We start from the raw sequence: 16,465 nt of genomic DNA, 5'->3' as shown, positions 1-16,465 counted from the left end.
TTATCAGGAGTATGAGTATGTCCCGTGCAATCGCATTTGGCTTGGCCGCCACCTTTATTGCAACCGCCGCCACCGCAGGGTCCTATGACCCGGCCGTCGAAACCCCCGCAGTCATCGCGCCGGCTAAAGCTGCCGTCGATACATCCTGGGCCGGGTTTTACGGCGGTGTCTCCGCCAACATGATGAGCGGCGATTTTGACACCAATGCCCCCGTCATGGGCGGCCTGCCGGAGATGGATGACAGCACCGCCGCCGGCCTCTTCGTCGGTTACAACTGGCAGATCAACAATATCGTCTTCGGTGGTGAGCTTGACTACATGGCGCTCGATGCCGGCTTTGACGGTGCGGCCCCCGGGGTCAAGCAGGACGAGGTTCTCGAGCTGCGCGGTCGTCTTGGCTACAGCTTCGGCAATATCTTGGCCTATGGTTTTGTCGGCTACGCGCAGTCCGAGATTTCCGGTCCGACGCCGACCGGCTCTGTGTCCCTCGATGAAGACGGCATTGCCTACGGTCTTGGCGCCGATATGCTGATCAAGGAGAATTTCCTCGTGGGTCTCGAATGGTCCCGTCGTGAGTTGACATATGACGTGATGGGGTCGTCTTACGAAGCAGGTCCGGATGTGGATTCCATCTCCCTGCGTTTGGGCTATAAATTCTGAGTTTTCGCAAAAACTGAGACAGGGGAACGGCCGCTCGAAAGAGGGGCCGTTTTTTTACGCAAGTCCCTCATGAGTGACCTTTCAGTTGAACGTCCGGAGTATCGTCTTGCTAGGTGGCATACCGTGGTGACGTCTGAGATAAGGTTCTGCCCATGCCCGATAAAATTCTATCTAAAATTGGCAATTGCCGCTGCGGCGCTGTTGAGATCGAAGTTTCTCAAGCGCCGGTGATGACCGCGGCCTGTCATTGCACGGGCTGTCAGAAAATGAGTGCGAGCGCGTTTTCTCTGACGGCCATGGTGCCTGCCGAGGGCTTTCGCGTTGCAAAGGGCGAGGTGGTCAAAGGTGGTGCCAAAGGGCCCGATCTCGACCATTATTGCTGTCCGAATTGCATGACATGGATGTTCACCCGCATCACCGGCTTTGACGCGCTCGTCAATATTCGCCCGACGCTGTTCGACCTGTCGGACTCGGATGTCATGGGCTGGGCCACGCCCTTTATCGAGACTATGTTGGCGAACAAGCTGCCCTGGGCCGACACGCCTGCGCCGCATAAATTCGACGCTATGCCGGAGATGGACAGCTTCCCCACATTGCTCGCCGCTTTTGCGCAGCGGGCTCTCTAACTGGGGCAGGGGCGAGACGTTTCGGGATTAGCCCTCCACAGCCAATCCGGCCAGCTCAAGACAGAGCTCGGTCGCCAGCGCCATATCCTGCACCGAAATCCACTCCAAAGGGCCGTGGATGTTTTGCATGCCTGTAAAGAGGTTCGGCGTCGGCACCCCCATTTCGGTCAGCCGCGACCCATCCGTGCCGCCCCGGATCGGCACGGACATTGGCTCGATCCCAAGCGCGCGACAGGCGTCCCGCGCCAGATCGACGGGCGTCATATCCTCCTCCAGCCAATAGCGCATGTTGCGGTATTGCGGCGTGACTGTGCAGGTGATCTCGGCACGCGGCTCAGTGGCCGCCACCGCCTCGCAGACCTTGCGCACAATCTCGCCTTTCTCGGCGAGGCCCTCGCGTTCGAAATCCCGCAAGATCAGTGAGATTTTCATCTCCGATGAGCCGCCCACCATATCGGTTGCGTGGATGAAGCCCTCGTGGCCGTCTGTGGTCTCCGGCACCATGACCGATTGCGGCAGGGTCTGGATGATTTTGGACGCCAAATGAATGGCATTCACCAGCTTGTCCTTGGCGTGTCCCGGGTGGATCGAGACGCCTTTGACCACGATTTCGGCGCCATCGGCCGAGAAGGTCTCGTAGACGATCTCGCCCACCTCGCCACCGTCGAAGGTATAGGCGAAATCGGCGGCCAGATCTTTCGGCAGGGCCGCATCGACACCGCGCCCGATCTCCTCATCCGGGGTAAAGGCAATGCGCAGCGGCGGGTGTTTGATCTCAGGGTTGGCTAATAGATGTCGCGCCGCCGTCATGATGATCGCCACGCCTGCCTTGTCGTCGCCACCCAAGAGCGTGGTGCCCGAGGCAGTGATGATGTCATGTCCCTGTTTTTCTGCGAGATAGGGAAATTCGGTGGGCGAGAGGATCAGTTCGGCATTGTCCGGATAGGTGATGTCACCGCCGTTATAGCCCTTGATCACGCGGGGTTTCACACCCGTTGCGTTGAACTGTGGTGCGGTGTCGACATGGGCCAAAAATCCGACGGTTGGACCCGCGGCAGTGCCGGGAATGGTGGCAAGAACCGTGCCATACTCTGTGATCTCAACATCCTCCGCGCCGATCTCTGTCAACTCCGCCTCCAACAGCCTCAGCATGTCATATTGCCGCGCGGTGCTGGGAGAGCTTTGAGAATTCGCATCGCTTTGACTGTCGATCGCGGCGTAGCGCATCAAACGGGTTTCAAGTTCGTCATCAAAGCGGGTTTGGCTGTCCTGTGGCATCGTCAGTCCTTTGTCTTTGCGCCCAGAGGGCGCGTCTTGGTTCAAAGAGTCAAGGCGCACCCCTGCGCAGGCCTTTTGCGTCCGAAGGCGTAGGTCGAATGGGCTTGCACTCCGGGTCAAAAATCCGCTCTTTTAAGGCAGTTGGAGGAACAGTCATGACGTTTGAATCCCGGATCACCCGAAGCCCGCGCGCCTATGAACCAGAACGCGGCGCGGAAGCCCGTGCGGCCTTGCCTGCGGTGACCGGTGCCGTGGCGGATGTGATAGAAGGCGCGGCAGGATCGGCGCCTTACTTACATGGTTTGATCTTGAAAGAGGCAGAGTGGTTGACCGACGCGCTCGACGCCCCGGAAGCGGCGCTCAAGGCCGAAATCGCCCGTATTGAGGCGCTGCCCTTCGATCAGATCAACGCTGGACTAAGACAGGCCAAGCGCCGCGTGGCGCTTTTGTCGGCGCTGTGCGATGTGGCGGGCGTCTGGGGGCTGTTCGAAGTTACCGGCGCGCTGTCGCTCTTGGCCGACCGCGCTACCCATGTGGCGATCCGGGCGCATGTGGCGCGCGAGATTACACGCGGCAAAATCCCCGGCCAAACCGAAGACGACATTGAAAGCTGTGGTGGCATGTTCGCGATCGCCATGGGCAAACACGGGGCGGGGGAATTGAATTATTCCTCCGATATTGACCTGATTTGCCTCTTTGATGAGAGCCGTTTCGATGGCATCGACCGGATGGAGGCCCGCGCGGGTTTCATTCGCGCAACGCGCAAGGCAATGGCGACGCTCTCGGATCTGACCGGTGAGGGTTATGTCTTCCGCACCGATCTTCGCCTGCGGCCCGATCCGTCGGTGACGCCCGTCTGTTTCGCGATGGATGCCGCCGAGCGGTATTACGAAAGCGTTGGGCGCACCTGGGAGCGCGCGGCCTATATCAAGGCCCGCACCTGTGCCGGTGACATGGAGGCTGGCGCGCGGTTTTTGAAGGATATGACGCCTTTCGTGTGGCGCAAGCACCTCGATTTTAACGCCATTCGCGAGACGCATGACATGCGGCTGAAAATCCGCGCGCACAAAGGTCTCGGTGGCGCGCTCTGCCTCGAAGGCCACAATATGAAATTGGGCTATGGCGGCATCCGCGAGATCGAGTTCTTCGCTCAGACCCGACAGTTGATCGCGGGCGGGCGCGACCCCGATCTGCGGCTGCGTGAAACCGTGCCGGCGCTCAAGGTGCTGGCGGAAAAGGGCTGGGTGGAGGATGAGGTCGCCGCGACGCTCAGCACTGATTACATCGCCCATCGCGAGGTCGAGCACCGGCTCCAGATGCTGCGCGATCAACAGACCCACAGCCTGCCGACCTCGCCCGAAGAATTCGACCGGCTGGCCGCTTTGATGGGGACGACAGTGCCCGAAATGCGCGCCGAGATCGCCGAGCGCTGCGAACGGGTCAACGCGCTGACCGAGGATTTCTTTGCGCCGGGGGACGCCGCCCCTGCGCCGGAGCTTTCGGCGGAAGAGGCTGAGATCACCGCACGCTGGTCGACCTATCCCTGCCTGCGGACAACGCGGGCGCAGGAGATTTTCACCCGCCTCAAACCCGAACTTTTGCGCCGTATCCAGAACCTCGATAAACCGTCAGAGGCGCTCGCGCATCTCGACGGCTTTCTCAAGGGCTTGCCGTCTGGCGTGCAGCTTTTCGCGCTTTTCGAGGCCAATCCGCAACTCATCGATCTGATCCTCGACATCGTCTCTACCGCGCCGCATCTGGCGCGCTACCTGTCGCGCAATGCCAGCGTTCTGGATGCGGTGATCGGCGGCGGATTCTTTGCGCCTTGGCCGGGGCGCGAGGCCCTGATCGCGGATTTGGCCAAGCATTTGGAAGAGGCGGGGGATTATGAACGTCAACTCGACGTCTGTCGCCGTTGGGCCAAGGAATGGCATTTCCGCGTCGGCGTCCATCAATTGCGCGATCTGATCACAGCCGACCAGGCGGGCGCGCAATATTGCGATGTCGCGGCGGCCTGTGTGGCCGCGCTTTACCCGCCCGTCGTGGCGGAGTTTTCCCGCAAACATGGCACGCCTCCGGGGCGTGGCGCGATGGTTTTGGGGATGGGGTCCTTGGGCGCAGGGCGGCTGACGGCGGCCTCTGATCTCGACATGATCGTGATCTATGACGCAGGAGGCGTGGAAGCCTCCGAGGGGCGCAAGCCTTTGCCGTCGCGCACATATTATGCCCGTCTGACCCAAGCGCTTATAACCGCGATCACCACCCAGACCGCCGAAGGACGGCTCTACGAGGTCGATATGCGGCTTCGTCCGTCGGGCAAACAGGGGCCGGTGGCAACCTCGTTTGAGAGCTTCATGAGCTATCAGAAGACCGAGGCTTGGGTCTGGGAACATCTCGCGTTGACGCGGGGACGGGCGCTGGCGGGGGATTCAGACCTGATGTGCGGTGTGGAAGATTTCCGCACCGATCTGATTGCGGACCTGCGAGACGAGGCCCGCATTCGCCAAGAAACCCGCGAGATGCGCGAGCGATTGGCCGAGGCCAAACCTGGCAGCGATTGGGACCCGAAAAACGGTCCCGGTCGGATGATGGACATCGAGCTTTTGGCCGAAACCGCCGCCCTTTTGGCGGGCAGCGCGGAGCAGGACATCTATGCGCAACTGGGCGCTGGACGGGCGGCGAAGTGGCTGACGGGCGATGAATATGCGTTGCTGGTCGAAACCTATCGCCTGATGTGGCGACTGCAATCGGCAGCACGGCTTTTGACCGGCGAAAAGCTGGACCCGGAAGCTATAGGCGCGGGTGGGCGCGACTTTTTGCGCCGCTCGAACGGGGCGGTGTCGATGGAAGCCTTGTCCGAAGAGCTGCGCAGCCGGGCGGAAGCCGCAGCCCGCGTGATTTCTGAGGTGCTGGACCGGGCCGTGTCGAGGTCGTGACAGGATGACTGCTGACCCGTTTCCTCCGGATTTTCCTGCCGTGGATCAGGCGATTGATCCAGAGGGGATGATCTTGGCCGCCTATCGCGACGCGGCCATGGGGATTGAAGAGGCGCGGGCGGTTTATCTCGACTGGGCGTTCCGGCTTGGCCCGCGTGTTTCAACGGGCACTGCGATCCGGCGGCTCTTGGCGCTCTATGCGCCGCAGGCAGGGGCAGATCATCCGATGAGCCATGTGCTGCGCGAAGGATTGAAACGCACGCAGCAGGCCGTGCCGCGTGCTTGGGAAGGGTAGGTGACCGCCTTAGCGGGGCAGTTGCGAGGCCTCGCGGGCGAGCTCTTCGATGGCTTTCCAATCGCCTTTTTCCACCAGATCAGCGGGAGCGACCCAGCTTCCGCCCACGCAGAGCGTGTTCGACAGCGACAGGTAATCATTGGCGTTCTTGAGAGATACGCCGCCCGTTGGGCAGAATTTCATCTGCGGCAGGGGCGCGCCGATGGCTTTGAGCGCAGGCGCGCCACCATTGGCCTCGGCGGGGAAGAATTTCGCAACCGTATAGCCGCGCTCCAACAGGCGCATGACATCCGATGCCGTCGAAGTCCCGGCTAGAAGCGGCAAATCGGCGGCTTCGCAGGCGTCCAAAAGCGTATCCGTCGCGCCCGGGGACACGCCAAAGGTGGCGCCTGCTGCAATGGCGTTCTTCACATCCTCTGGCGTCAAAAGCGTGCCGGCGCCGACAACGCCGCCTTCGACCTTGGACATTTCGCGGATCACATCCAGCGCAACCGGCGTGCGGAGCGTGACTTCCAGCGCAGGCAAACCGCCCGCGACCAAAGCCTCGGCCAAGGGGCGGGCATGGGCCACGTCCTTGACGACAAGCACGGGGATGACGGGGGCGAGGCCACAGACCTCTGCGGATTTCAGGCTGGCGTCCTGCGGGGTCATGATCGGTCTCCAGTGGGCTGTTGGGGTATGTGTTCGGTGTGTATGTGTTTGTTAGCGCTAAATGCGCTGCAGGGAAAGCCCTGATACATGCCATCTCATGTCTCAGCCTCTCAGCCTGAGCGATTTTGTCAAGCCACCCCCGCGGGGCTTGTCACGTGCGCGCGCCCTCTTAGATCAGCGCGACAGAGACGCACAGATCAAACATGGCAAACGAGCCGTGCGAGACCTTCATGCCAAAACACTCCAAACCCGTTGGGAGCGCAGATATGACTGCACCGATGAAGATACCGACTGAAACGCTATTCCGTCCCTTTACCTATAAGGGCCTCACACTCAAAAACCGCATCGTCATGGCGCCAATGACGCGGAGCATGACGGACGGGGGCATTCCCGGTCCGGACAATGCCGCCTATTACGCCCGCCGTGCGTCCCATGAAGTGGGGCTGATCCTCTCCGAAGGGACAGTGATCGACCGCCCGGCCTCGCGAAACGATCCGGGCATTCCGTTCTTTCATGGCCCCGAGGCCCTGTCGGGGTGGAACCGGGTGATCGACGCGGTTCACGCCGAGGGCGGCAAGATGGGGCCGCAGATCTGGCACACCGGCTCGACCCGCGCGGGCAAATGGGAGCCGGAGGCGCCGGTGGAGAGCCCCTCCGCTTTGGTTGGTCCGGACGATCCGCGCGGTGTCGCGATGTCCGAGGCCGACATCGAGGCCGCGATTGCCGCCTATGCAGAGGCCGCCAAGGCGGCGAAAGAACTGGGCTTTGACGTGGCCGAGCTGCACGGCGCGCATGGCTATCTCATTGACCAGTTCTTCTGGGCGGGCACCAACCTGCGCGACGATCATTGGGGGGGCGCCACGATCGAAGAGCGCTCGCGGTTTGGCGTCGCCGTGGTGAAGGCAGTGCGCGAGGCCGTCGGACCGGATTTCCCGATCATCCTGCGCCTCAGCCAATGGAAACAACAGGATTACGGCGTGAAACTCGCCGCCGATCCGGCGGAGATGGAGCGCTGGCTTGCGCCTCTGGTCGAGGCCGGTGTCGACATTCTGCACTGTTCGCAGCGTCGGTTCTGGGAGCCGGAATTCCCCGAGATCGACGGCGGCGAAGAGGGGCTGAACTTTGCCGGTTGGGCCAAGAAAATCACGGGCGTGCCGACGATTTCCGTCGGCTCCGTGGGGTTGTCGGGGGAATTCCTCGCGGCCTTCGGCGGCGAAAGCTCAAAGGTGACGCCGCTCGACAATCTGGTGAAACGGATGGAGGCGGAGGAGTTCGATCTGATCGCCGTAGGCCGCGCGCTTTTGTCGGATTACGCCTGGGCCGAAAAGGTCAAACGCGGCGCGATGGATGAGCTGAGCGGGTTTAATCCGGCGGCTTTGGCGCAATTGCTGTAAGCGCTCACAAATGGAAACGCCCGCCAAAACGGCGGGCGTTTTTGTCTCAGAACAGGGAGCACGCCCCTTCGGTCGCGGGACCGGCGTTGCGGCGGAAGGTTTCGAACAGCTCGCGGCCCATGCCGACCGTGTTGGCCGTCAGGTCGACGGTCACCGCCTCGCGCGCCTCAAAGCCGTCTTCGAGCACGGTCAAAACACCATTGGTGGCATCGACGCGCACCAGGTCGCCGTCTTTGAGTTTCGCAATCGGACCGCCGGTGACGGCCTCGGGTGAGACGTGGATGCAGGCGGGGACTTTGCCCGAGGCGCCGGACATCCGCCCGTCGGTCACCAGCGCCACTTTGAGGCCGCGATCCTGCAACACCGCAAGCGTCGGTGTCAGCGAATGCAGTTCTGGCATGCCATTGGCGCGCGGTCCTTGAAAACGGACGACGACCACGGTGTCCTCGGTAAATTCGCCTTTCTGGAAGGCGGTTTTGACGTCATGCTGATCGTGGAAAATCCGCGCTTTTGCCTCGACCACATGGTGTTCGGGCTTGACGGCGGAGACCTTCATCACACCACGGCCCAGATTGCCTTTCAGCTCTTTGAGGCCGCCTGATTTCTGGAACGGGTCAGAAGCGGGGCGGACGATTTTGTCGTTCACCGTCTCATGTGTTGGCTGCTCGAAAGTGAGCACACCTTCGCGCAATTTCGGCTCTTTGGTATAGAGCGACAGGCCGGTGCCTGCGACGGTTTTGACGTCTTCATGCAAGAGACCCACGGAGAGCAATTCCCCCACCAGATAGCCAAGGCCGCCTGCGGCGTGGAAATGGTTCACATCGGCGAGACCGTTCGGATAGACCTTGGCGAGCAGGGGAACCGCGTCGGAAATCTGGGAGAAATCTTCCAGATCCAGAATGATCCCGGCGGCGCGGGCCATGGCGGGCAGGTGCAGCACGAGGTTGGTCGAGCCGCCCGTCGCCATCAACCCGACGATGCCGTTCACAAAGGCTTTCTCGTCCAAAATGGCACCCACAGGCGTGTATTCATTGCCAAATGCGGTGATCTGAAGCGCGCGTTTGGTGGCTTCACGCGTCAGCGCATCGCGCAGTTCCGTGCCCGGATTGACGAAAGACGCGCCGGGCAGGTGCAGGCCCATGATTTCCATCAGCATCTGGTTCGAATTCGCCGTGCCGTAGAAGGTGCAAGTGCCCTGACCGTGATAGGCCTTCATCTCGCTATCCATCAGCTCGCGACGGGTGATCTCTCCGGTGGCGAATTTCTGGCGCACCTTTGCCTTCTCATCATTGGTGATGCCCGAGGTCATCGGACCTGCCGGGATGAACACGGTGGGGACATGGCCATAAGCAGCGGCGGCCATGATGAGACCCGGCACGATCTTGTCGCAAACACCCATGTAGAGTGCTGCGTCAAAGCAATTGTGCGACATGCCGATGGAGGCCGACAGCGCGATGGTGTCACGCGAAAACAGCGACAGCTCCATGCCCGTTTGCCCCTGTGTCACGCCGTCACACATGGCGGGAACGCCGCCTGCGACCTGTGCCGTGGCGCCCGACGCGCGGGCAACCTCGCGGACGATCTCGGGGTAGTGCTCATAGGGCTTATGCGCCGAAAGCATGTCGTTATAGGCGGTGATGATGCCGATATTGGGCGCCCGCCCGTCGGCCAGCACTTCTTTGTCGTCGCCCATTGCAGCATAGGCGTGGGCCTGATTGCCGCAGGAAAGATGCGCGCGCACGGGGCCTTGCTCCGCCGCCTCATTGATGCGAGCGAGATAGGCCTCGCGGGTGGGTTTCGACCGTTCGATGATGCGTTGGGTGACGTCTGCGATCTGGGGGGCGATCTGGCTGTTCACGGCTTTGCCTTTTGCTTGGGTGGTGGTCTGATGGGGGAATATCTTTTAGCAAATAAAGAGTTTGGGAGTTGCGCGACGCTACTTTCGTGCGTCGCGCCACTTTCGGAAAGTGTATGAGTTAGCGCTAACCTATCAAGTCTCCCTTAAAATGTCCACCTGTCTCCTGCGCTGCATTTCCCGCCATGCTGCAAGCGCATGGGGGTTGCTGCAGATGCATAACGGGTCTTCCGCTTTGGCACTCGTCTGCGTCAGGCGTTTTGACCTATATTGATGACATCGGGAGGATCAACGCAAACCGGCTTTGTCACGACAGGCCAAAACAGAACACGGCCACGTAACAACGCCGCCAAACAGGCACTCAGCCGAGAGGCTGAAGACAACGCAAAGGTGATCCTATGACCAAGACGACTGAAGGTTTTATCGACATGACCGCAATCGAAAAAGAAGCCCGCCAAATGCGCGCAGAAATCATGCGCTCCGTCGTGCGCAGCGCAGGCCAATGGCTGCGTGCTCGCCTTCACGGCGGCCGGGCTGCCGAACTGGCCTAAGATGGGCTGTAGCGTGGCCTGACCTATTGACGGGCTGCGAGAAGACATTGCGATATCATACGAAAATCCCGGAAATGTTCCGGGATTTTCGCATTTTGGCCCTATTTAAACGATTTGTTAACGCGTAAATGAGTGGGCGTGCCCGTTCACCTAAAGAGAAAATATCAAGGTCCGTTATGACTGTTCTGAATGTTCAAAAGTCCACCAAAATCGCCGCAGCTCTGTTGATCGCCGTTGCCACAAGCGCCTGTACGACACAATCCACATCGCACGCTACCTCACGGGCCATTACGCTCGGCGGTGCAAGCGCCGGTGCGGCAATGGTTGCGCCAGATTTCCGTGTCACCAAGGTGAATGTGACCGTTCCTGAGACGCTGACCGTTTCGGAAGCCAATACCATCAAACCGCGCGCGGATATCGTTTGGCGCGAAGATCCCTACGGTGATCGCTATGCACGCTACGAACAGGTCAAAGCGGTAATGGAGGCTGGCCTGAACTCCGGCGCAGCAGCGCTCAAGGGCCAGAGAGCGATTGTGCTTGACGTGGAAATGGTGCGCTTCCATGCGCAAACCGAACGTGTGCGCTATTCCAGCCTCCCGTCGAGACATGAGATCGAATTCCTTCTGACCGTGCGCGATGCCCAGACGGGGGACGTGATCGTTCCGTCCCATTTGGTCAATGCCACCTTTGACGCCTTTGGCGGCGATGCCGCGGTCGCGGCGGACCGTGCTGGCATCACGCAGAAACAGCGGATCGGCGAGCATCTCGCGGGCGTGATCCTGTCGGAGCTGTCGAAACCGATTGCTTTGTAAATCGTCGCGCGATCCCTCTTTCTAAGAGGCCAGAACAGCGCTAAGAGGGCTCTTATGACAGAGCCCTCTTTTTCTTTTCCGACCATCCGCCTCAAACCCAAAGCCAACGCCCGGGCGATCCGCCACGGCGCACCTTGGGTCTATGACAACGAGCTGGTCACCGACCGCCGCACCAAATCCATCGCGCCGGGCACCATCGCCCGGCTCGAAGATGCCGACCGAAATTTCCTCGCCCTCGTGGCGGTCAATCCGAACTCGCGCATTTTTGGCCGGGTTCTGGACCGCGCCGAGGAGGCCGAGATCGACACAGCGTGGTTTGCTTCGAAACTTGCGACTGCCTTGGCGCATCGCGAGACGCTGTTCGATCAGCCGTTCTATCGCTTGATCCATGCCGAGGCCGATGGCTTGCCGGGCGTGGTGATTGACCGCTTCGGCGACACTTGCGTCGTGCAACCCAACGCCGCTTGGGCTGATGTCTTGATCGAACCGCTGGCTGAGGCCCTGCGTCAGGTGACAGGCGTCACTACCGTGGTGATGAACGGCACGGGGCGGGCGCGTGGCCTTGAGGGGCTTGACGAGAAGACCGAAATTCTCTGCGGCGCTGTGGACGATCTGATCCCGGTGCCGATGAATGGCGCGACCTATATGGCGGATCTGATGGGCGGCCAGAAAACAGGGTTGTTCTACGATCAGCGCCCGAACCATGCCTTTGCGCAGCGTCTTGTTGCGGGCAAAAAGGTGCTCGATGTGTTCTCACATGTGGGTGGTTTCGCACTCGCGTCTCTCGCGGGTGGTGCGGCCTCGGCGCTTTCGGTTGACAGCTCTGCCGCCGCCTTGGAGCTGGCTGAAAAAGGCGCCGCAGCCATGGGCAAGTCAGACGCCTTCGCGACCCGCAAAGGCGATGCCTTCGATGTGCTGGCCGCTTTGGCGGAGGAGGGCGAGACATTCGACGTGGTGATCTGCGATCCGCCCGCCTTTGCCCCCTCGAAACCCGCTTTGGAAAAGGGCTTGCGCGCCTATGAGCGCGTCGCGCGGATGGCCGCGCCTCTGGTGCGTGAGGGCGGCTATCTCGGCCTCTGCTCCTGTTCGCATGCCGCCGACCTGGACAGCTTCCGCACCGCCTGCAACCGCGGGATCGGGCGTGGTGTCGGTCATCTGGGCCGCTCTGCGCAGCTTATCCACACGGGCTTTGCCGGGGCCGACCATCCGCTGATGCCGCAGCTCGCGGAAAGCGGCTACCTTAAGGCGCTGTTCTACCGGGTCCTGCCTTGAAAGTTCTGTTAGATGCCTGCGTGCTTTACCCGACGGTGATGCGCGAGGTGCTTTTGGGCGTCGCCAAGCGTGGGCTCTACACACCTCTCTGGTCGGCGCGCATCTTGGAAGAATGGGCGCGCGCTGCCCGCAAACTTGGTCCCGGTGGCGAAGCACAGGCGCGCGGCGAGGTGGCGCTCACGCGTGCGGCTTTCCCAAGGGCAGAAGTCAAAGAACACAAGGGCTTGGAAGCTCGTCTTTATCTCACGGACGAGAATGACATCCATGTGTTGGCCGCTGCGATTGCCGGTGGCGCTGAGGCGATTGTCACCATGAACGCGCAGGATTTTCCGCGTCATGTTCTGGCCGAGGAAGGGCTTGAACGCTGGGATCCGGACGGGTTTCTCTGGCGGCTTTGGTCCGACCACCCCGAGGCCGTGGCAGAGGCCGTCGAAGAAGTGCGCCAAGAGGCCGAGCGGCTGTCGGGTGAGACGTGGGATGCGCGACGTCTGATGAAAAAAGCGCGGCTTCCGAGGCTGGGTAAGGCGCTTAGCTGAGTCGCTTCACGACCATTTCGCCTCATTGGCCTCGATGGCTTTGATCCGTTCTTCGGTCTTGGGATGACTCATCAGCCAAGCGGGCGTCGAGGCGCCATGTGCTCCCGTGAGTTTCGGCAGTTTTTCGAAGAGTGATTTCTGCGGTTCGGTGCCGATCCCGGCCTTGATCAAAAGCGCCGTGGCATAGGCGTCGGCCTCGTATTCATCCGAGCGCGACATCCGCGCAGCCAAGAGCTGTGTCAGCCAAGCGGCGATATAGCCGCCTATGAAGGGGATGAAGCGCGATAGGATCATAGCTAGCGCCGTACGCAGCGCGTTCTGACCGGAAAAGTCGATCATCCGACGTTTGGAATGGCCCAAGGCGACGTGGCCCAGCTCATGCGCAATGACTGAGGCCATTTCCGCGTCGGAGATCTGACCCGCGCGAAACTTTTCGTAAAAGCCACGCGTGATATAGACTTTGCCATCGGGTGCAGCGAGGCCGTTCACGGGGTCGATTTCATAGAGAAATACGCGCACACGCGGCAGATCGAGCGCCCGCGCCAGTTGCGCGAATACGCGGTTCAGAGCGGGGTCGGCCAGCTCGGACGAATGCGCTTCTAGCTCCCGAATGGTGCGCCGGACCGAAAAGCGGTACATCACGAAGCCCAACAGAAGGGCAAGAAGGATGGGCGTGAATCTCAACATGATTTGAATATGGGGGCGAGGGAGGGCGTCGCCAAGGTTTAACGACCGAGGATTTTCATGCCGCGATCAAGGCCCTCAAGCGTCATTGGCACCATGCGATCCTCGAAAATCTCGCGGATCATGGCGATGGATTGCGTGTAGTTCCAATGGGTCTCCGGCACCGGATTGAGCCAGAGGTGATCGGGCCAGGTTTCTCCTGCGCGGGTGAGCCAAGTCGCGCCTGATTCCTCGTTCCAATGCTCATTGGCGCCGCCGGGGATCGCGATTTCATAGGGAGACATCGAGGCATCGCCTACAAAAATCACTTTGTAATCCTTGCCATAGGTGTTCATCACCTCACGCGTCGGGATTTTCTCGCCCCAGCGCCGGATGTTGTCGCGCCAGACGCCTTCGTAGAGGCAATTGTGGAAATAGTAATATTCGAGGTGCTTGAATTCGCTGCGCGCTGCGGAAAACAGTTCTTCGACCACCTTGATATGATCGTCCATCGAGCCGCCGACATCGAAAAACATCAGGACTTTCACCGCATTGTGTCGCTCGGGGCGGGTTTTGACGTCAAGGTAACCGTGTTCAGCGGTCGACCGGATCGTGCCGTCGAGGTCGAGCTCTTCATGTGCACTGATACGTGCCCATTTGCGCAGGCGTTTCATCGCCAGCTTGATGTTGCGCGTGCCGATCTCGACCGTGTCGTCGAGATTTCGAAATTCCCTTTTGTCCCAGACTTTTACGGCCCGACGGTGACGTGACTCTTTTTGTCCGATCCGCACGCCTTCGGGATTGTAGCCATAGGCACCAAAGGGCGAGGTGCCACCGGTCCCGATCCATTTGTTGCCACCTTGATGCCTGCCTTTTTGCTCTTCGAGCCGCTGTTTGAGCGTCTCCATCAGCTTGTCGAAACCGCCCAAGGCTTCGATTTCGGCCATTTCTTCGGGGGAGAGATGTTTCTCCATCTCCTTGCGCAGCCAGTCCTCAGGTAAGTCGAGTGCATTTAACACATCACCTGAGGAGATTTCATCAAGGCCCTGAAAGGATTTTGAAAATGCGCGATCAAATCGGTCGAGGTGGCGCTCGTCCTTGACCATGGTGACTCGCGCAAGCAGATAGAAGTCTTCGATGTCATAGGTCGCAAGGCCGGCCTGCATGGCCTCGAGAAAGGACAAAAACTCCCTCAAGGAGACCGGCACGCCCTCATGGCGCAATGTCTCGAAGAAGGGCAGGAACATGGTTACACCATTCGATCGAAGATCACGCCAAGAAACAGGCCGACAATGCCGAACAGCAGCGCGTAAACGACCATATATTGCAGCCTATCGGCGCGGTCTCCGCCGCGTTTGGTGGCCAGCCGCCATCCCCAAATCCCACCGAGGAGGGTTAATACCAACCCGATCATAGTCTTGCTCCCTCACATTTTGCGCAGTCTCGGCAAGCCGCTATCGCACCAGAGAGGCGATTTCGGCGGCGCGTGTCCGGACCACGTCATCAGAGCCAAAGCCATAACGTGCCCAGCCGAGGCTGTCGAGCCGCACACTGCGGGCCTCGCTCGCACGACCGAGTTTGGCCAGCGCCTCGGCCTCTGTCATCATGAGAGAGGCAAGAAGGGCGGCGTTTTCGGCGTCACGTGCGGCAGAAATGGCGCTGGCGGAGATGTCATAGGCGGCTTCATAGCGGCCTTGGGACAGCGCCAAGGCGGAGAGCTGCATCGCGACATGGGCGGAGTGAAAGCGGGTTTCCGGGCGGGCGTCATAGATGCGTTTGGCCTCGGTCAGGGCCAGTTGGGCGCTCGCGCGGTCCGTGGCAATGGAAAGCCGCCCCAAGAGGAACCAAGAAAACCCTGCACGCGTGTCGCTCCAGCCTTGGGTGCGGGCGATGGCGACGGCGGTTTTGGCGGCCTGAAGGCGGGACGTCAGCGAGCCGTCGCCCATGGCGCCCATAGCGGCCTCGGTCCAGGCGCGTGGCGTGGGCTGAACCGGCGGCGTATACCCTGTGATGCCGCCGGGGTTGATCCGGGCGAGAATGCCGGGCAGGGCGCGGGCGACTTCCGCGCGGCTCATACCGGAGCGCAGTTCGGGCGCATAAGTGGCGCGCAAGATGAGCATGTCGAAGGGCGTCAGCACCGAATGGATGTTGTCGTCGTTGTAAACGGAATCAGGCAGGCGATAGAGGTCGTTGAGCGGCCCCAGCGCCTGAGCCAGTTCTTCGTGCAGGCAATCGCGGATTTCTTGGGGTGCGACATTGGTCGGGATGAAAATTGACAGGCGTTCGCGCGTTGTCACCTGAGTCCAGCTGAGCGCCGCGCGGCGGGCGTGTTTGAACTCGTCCCACCCAGAGACATTGGGCACGACGATACAGGCGGTGTTGGGCGCGCGGCGCGAGAGCTCGGCCTGTGTCAGCGTCTCGATGGTGATCGAGGCAGGTTGATTGGCGGGCACGCGGGCGATTGTGATCCCGGCCTCGCGATCGAGCCGCGTGAGCAAACGCGATAGGTCTTGTGTCAAGGAAACTGGCACAACGTCGCCGGTGACCCGCAGCGTGATCGGGCCTTCGAAGCGCGTGAAGCGGTCGAGCGTGGCTCCGGTTTCGAGCGCGAAACTCAGATCAAGAAAATCTCGCGAAATCGATGCGTTAGGGCGAGAAGTTTGTGCGATCTGCGTCTCGGAAAACACCTTCATTGGTGGCAGTTCGAGCATATCTGAGGCCGCGCGTGCGGAAGAACTCGTGCCGCTTTGGGGTGCGGACAGACATGCGCTCAGAACGGTCAGACTGCACATCAGAGCGCTAATCGGAATAAGGCGCCGCCGATTGTTTTTCGGCGCGGTTTCGGACTGTGCATGGGTCGTGTGACTTGGAAACATTCTGACCCTTTTCATCTGTTTCAATCCGGCCTGACCACGGCCTGACTGGCTGCAAGTCTAA

General features: G+C 60.7%; 16 protein-coding genes. 9 read left to right on the top strand and 7 right to left on the bottom strand.

Annotated features, from left to right (window positions below):
• Positions 1-17: 17 nt before the first annotated feature.
• Complete coding sequence (locus J5Y17_RS06490) at positions 18-659, top strand: outer membrane protein (RefSeq protein WP_219784408.1); 642 nt, start codon at positions 18-20, stop codon at positions 657-659.
• A 152-nt stretch (positions 660-811) separates the two neighbouring features.
• Positions 812-1,285, top strand: a complete 474-nt coding sequence (locus J5Y17_RS06485) for a GFA family protein (RefSeq protein WP_219784407.1) — start codon at positions 812-814, stop codon at positions 1,283-1,285.
• 27 nt (positions 1,286-1,312) lie between these two features.
• Here J5Y17_RS06485 and pepT read toward each other — a convergent pair whose 3' ends face one another.
• Positions 1,313-2,563, bottom strand: a complete 1,251-nt coding sequence (gene pepT, locus J5Y17_RS06480; protein ID WP_219784406.1) for a peptidase T — start codon at positions 2,561-2,563, stop codon at positions 1,313-1,315.
• Positions 2,564-2,718: 155 nt separating this feature from the next.
• Between pepT and J5Y17_RS06475 the strand changes: the two genes are divergently transcribed.
• On the top strand, positions 2,719-5,499 hold the full coding sequence (locus tag J5Y17_RS06475; RefSeq protein WP_219784405.1) for a glutamine-synthetase adenylyltransferase: 2,781 nt from the start codon (positions 2,719-2,721) through the stop codon (positions 5,497-5,499).
• A gap of 4 nt (positions 5,500-5,503) precedes the next feature.
• On the top strand, positions 5,504-5,794 hold the full coding sequence (locus tag J5Y17_RS06470; RefSeq protein ID WP_219784404.1) for a hypothetical protein: 291 nt from the start codon (positions 5,504-5,506) through the stop codon (positions 5,792-5,794).
• A gap of 9 nt (positions 5,795-5,803) precedes the next feature.
• Here the strand turns inward: J5Y17_RS06470 and eda are convergent, their stop codons facing one another.
• Positions 5,804-6,445 (bottom strand): bifunctional 4-hydroxy-2-oxoglutarate aldolase/2-dehydro-3-deoxy-phosphogluconate aldolase, encoded by a 642-nt coding sequence (gene eda, locus J5Y17_RS06465; RefSeq protein ID WP_219784403.1) that lies wholly within the window; start codon positions 6,443-6,445, stop codon positions 5,804-5,806.
• A gap of 266 nt (positions 6,446-6,711) precedes the next feature.
• Here eda and J5Y17_RS06460 point away from each other — a divergent pair, with 266 nt between their 5' ends.
• Positions 6,712-7,839: an NADH:flavin oxidoreductase gene (locus J5Y17_RS06460; RefSeq protein WP_255571912.1), complete on the top strand. Its 1,128-nt coding sequence runs from the start codon at positions 6,712-6,714 to the stop codon at positions 7,837-7,839.
• A 46-nt stretch (positions 7,840-7,885) separates the two neighbouring features.
• Here J5Y17_RS06460 and edd read toward each other — a convergent pair whose 3' ends face one another.
• Positions 7,886-9,697 (bottom strand): phosphogluconate dehydratase, encoded by a 1,812-nt coding sequence (edd, locus tag J5Y17_RS06455; RefSeq protein ID WP_370628882.1) that lies wholly within the window; start codon positions 9,695-9,697, stop codon positions 7,886-7,888.
• Positions 9,698-10,092: 395 nt separating this feature from the next.
• Here edd and J5Y17_RS06450 point away from each other — a divergent pair, with 395 nt between their 5' ends.
• The 4 genes from J5Y17_RS06450 (at position 10,093) to J5Y17_RS06435 (ending at position 12,865) form a co-directional block, all read left to right on the top strand.
• The gene (locus J5Y17_RS06450; protein ID WP_219784402.1) at positions 10,093-10,245 is read left to right on the top strand and encodes an RSP_7527 family protein; all 153 of its coding nucleotides are present in this window, start codon (positions 10,093-10,095) and stop codon (positions 10,243-10,245) included.
• Positions 10,246-10,421: 176 nt separating this feature from the next.
• The gene (locus J5Y17_RS06445) at positions 10,422-11,057 is read left to right on the top strand and encodes a DUF6778 family protein (protein ID WP_219784401.1); all 636 of its coding nucleotides are present in this window, start codon (positions 10,422-10,424) and stop codon (positions 11,055-11,057) included.
• 54 nt (positions 11,058-11,111) lie between these two features.
• Entirely contained in the window at positions 11,112-12,329 is a 1,218-nt protein-coding gene (locus J5Y17_RS06440; RefSeq protein WP_219784400.1) for an RSP_2647 family RNA methyltransferase, read from the top strand.
• Positions 12,326-12,865 (top strand): RSP_2648 family PIN domain-containing protein, encoded by a 540-nt coding sequence (locus J5Y17_RS06435; protein WP_219784399.1) that lies wholly within the window; start codon positions 12,326-12,328, stop codon positions 12,863-12,865. Before J5Y17_RS06440 ends, J5Y17_RS06435 begins: the two co-directional genes overlap by 4 nt.
• Before the next feature lie 6 nt (positions 12,866-12,871).
• On the opposite strand, the gene J5Y17_RS06430 is transcribed toward J5Y17_RS06435, so the two are convergent.
• The 4 genes from J5Y17_RS06430 to J5Y17_RS06415 are packed head-to-tail and all read right to left on the bottom strand — an operon-like array spanning position 12,872 to position 16,239.
• Positions 12,872-13,552 (bottom strand): M48 family metallopeptidase, encoded by a 681-nt coding sequence (locus J5Y17_RS06430; protein WP_219784398.1) that lies wholly within the window; start codon positions 13,550-13,552, stop codon positions 12,872-12,874.
• A 38-nt stretch (positions 13,553-13,590) separates the two neighbouring features.
• On the bottom strand, positions 13,591-14,775 hold the full coding sequence (locus J5Y17_RS06425) for a VWA domain-containing protein (RefSeq protein ID WP_219784397.1): 1,185 nt from the start codon (positions 14,773-14,775) through the stop codon (positions 13,591-13,593).
• A 2-nt stretch (positions 14,776-14,777) separates the two neighbouring features.
• Complete coding sequence (locus J5Y17_RS06420; RefSeq protein ID WP_219784396.1) at positions 14,778-14,942, bottom strand: apolipoprotein acyltransferase; 165 nt, start codon at positions 14,940-14,942, stop codon at positions 14,778-14,780.
• A 40-nt stretch (positions 14,943-14,982) separates the two neighbouring features.
• Complete coding sequence (locus J5Y17_RS06415) at positions 14,983-16,239, bottom strand: DUF2927 domain-containing protein (RefSeq protein WP_255571910.1); 1,257 nt, start codon at positions 16,237-16,239, stop codon at positions 14,983-14,985.
• Positions 16,240-16,465 lie beyond the last annotated feature (226 nt).

The organism is Celeribacter sp. PS-C1, from assembly GCF_019429625.1.
In the GTDB taxonomy this organism is placed as follows: Bacteria; Pseudomonadota; Alphaproteobacteria; order Rhodobacterales; family Rhodobacteraceae; genus Celeribacter.
The sequence above is the reverse complement of the archived record's forward strand: the minus strand, read 5'-3'. Positions and strand labels throughout refer to the sequence as shown.

What these genes read in the sequence shown, in the direction of transcription:
- J5Y17_RS06490 (WP_219784408.1), top strand. Translation starts at nt 18, where the DNA reads ATGTCCCGTGCAATCGCATTTGGCTTGGCCGCCACCTTTATTGCAACC.
- J5Y17_RS06485 (WP_219784407.1), top strand. Translation starts at nt 812, where the DNA reads ATGCCCGATAAAATTCTATCTAAAATTGGCAATTGCCGCTGCGGCGCT.
- pepT (WP_219784406.1), bottom strand. Translation starts at nt 2,563, where the DNA reads ATGCCACAGGACAGCCAAACCCGCTTTGATGACGAACTTGAAACCCGT.
- J5Y17_RS06475 (WP_219784405.1), top strand. Translation starts at nt 2,719, where the DNA reads ATGACGTTTGAATCCCGGATCACCCGAAGCCCGCGCGCCTATGAACCA.
- J5Y17_RS06470 (WP_219784404.1), top strand. Translation starts at nt 5,504, where the DNA reads ATGACTGCTGACCCGTTTCCTCCGGATTTTCCTGCCGTGGATCAGGCG.
- eda (WP_219784403.1), bottom strand. Translation starts at nt 6,445, where the DNA reads ATGACCCCGCAGGACGCCAGCCTGAAATCCGCAGAGGTCTGTGGCCTC.
- J5Y17_RS06460 (WP_255571912.1), top strand. Translation starts at nt 6,712, where the DNA reads ATGACTGCACCGATGAAGATACCGACTGAAACGCTATTCCGTCCCTTT.
- J5Y17_RS06450 (WP_219784402.1), top strand. Translation starts at nt 10,093, where the DNA reads ATGACCAAGACGACTGAAGGTTTTATCGACATGACCGCAATCGAAAAA.
- J5Y17_RS06445 (WP_219784401.1), top strand. Translation starts at nt 10,422, where the DNA reads ATGACTGTTCTGAATGTTCAAAAGTCCACCAAAATCGCCGCAGCTCTG.
- J5Y17_RS06440 (WP_219784400.1), top strand. Translation starts at nt 11,112, where the DNA reads ATGACAGAGCCCTCTTTTTCTTTTCCGACCATCCGCCTCAAACCCAAA.
- J5Y17_RS06430 (WP_219784398.1), bottom strand. Translation starts at nt 13,552, where the DNA reads ATGTTGAGATTCACGCCCATCCTTCTTGCCCTTCTGTTGGGCTTCGTG.
- J5Y17_RS06425 (WP_219784397.1), bottom strand. Translation starts at nt 14,775, where the DNA reads ATGTTCCTGCCCTTCTTCGAGACATTGCGCCATGAGGGCGTGCCGGTC.
- J5Y17_RS06420 (WP_219784396.1), bottom strand. Translation starts at nt 14,942, where the DNA reads ATGATCGGGTTGGTATTAACCCTCCTCGGTGGGATTTGGGGATGGCGG.
- J5Y17_RS06415 (WP_255571910.1), bottom strand. Translation starts at nt 16,239, where the DNA reads ATGCTCGAACTGCCACCAATGAAGGTGTTTTCCGAGACGCAGATCGCA.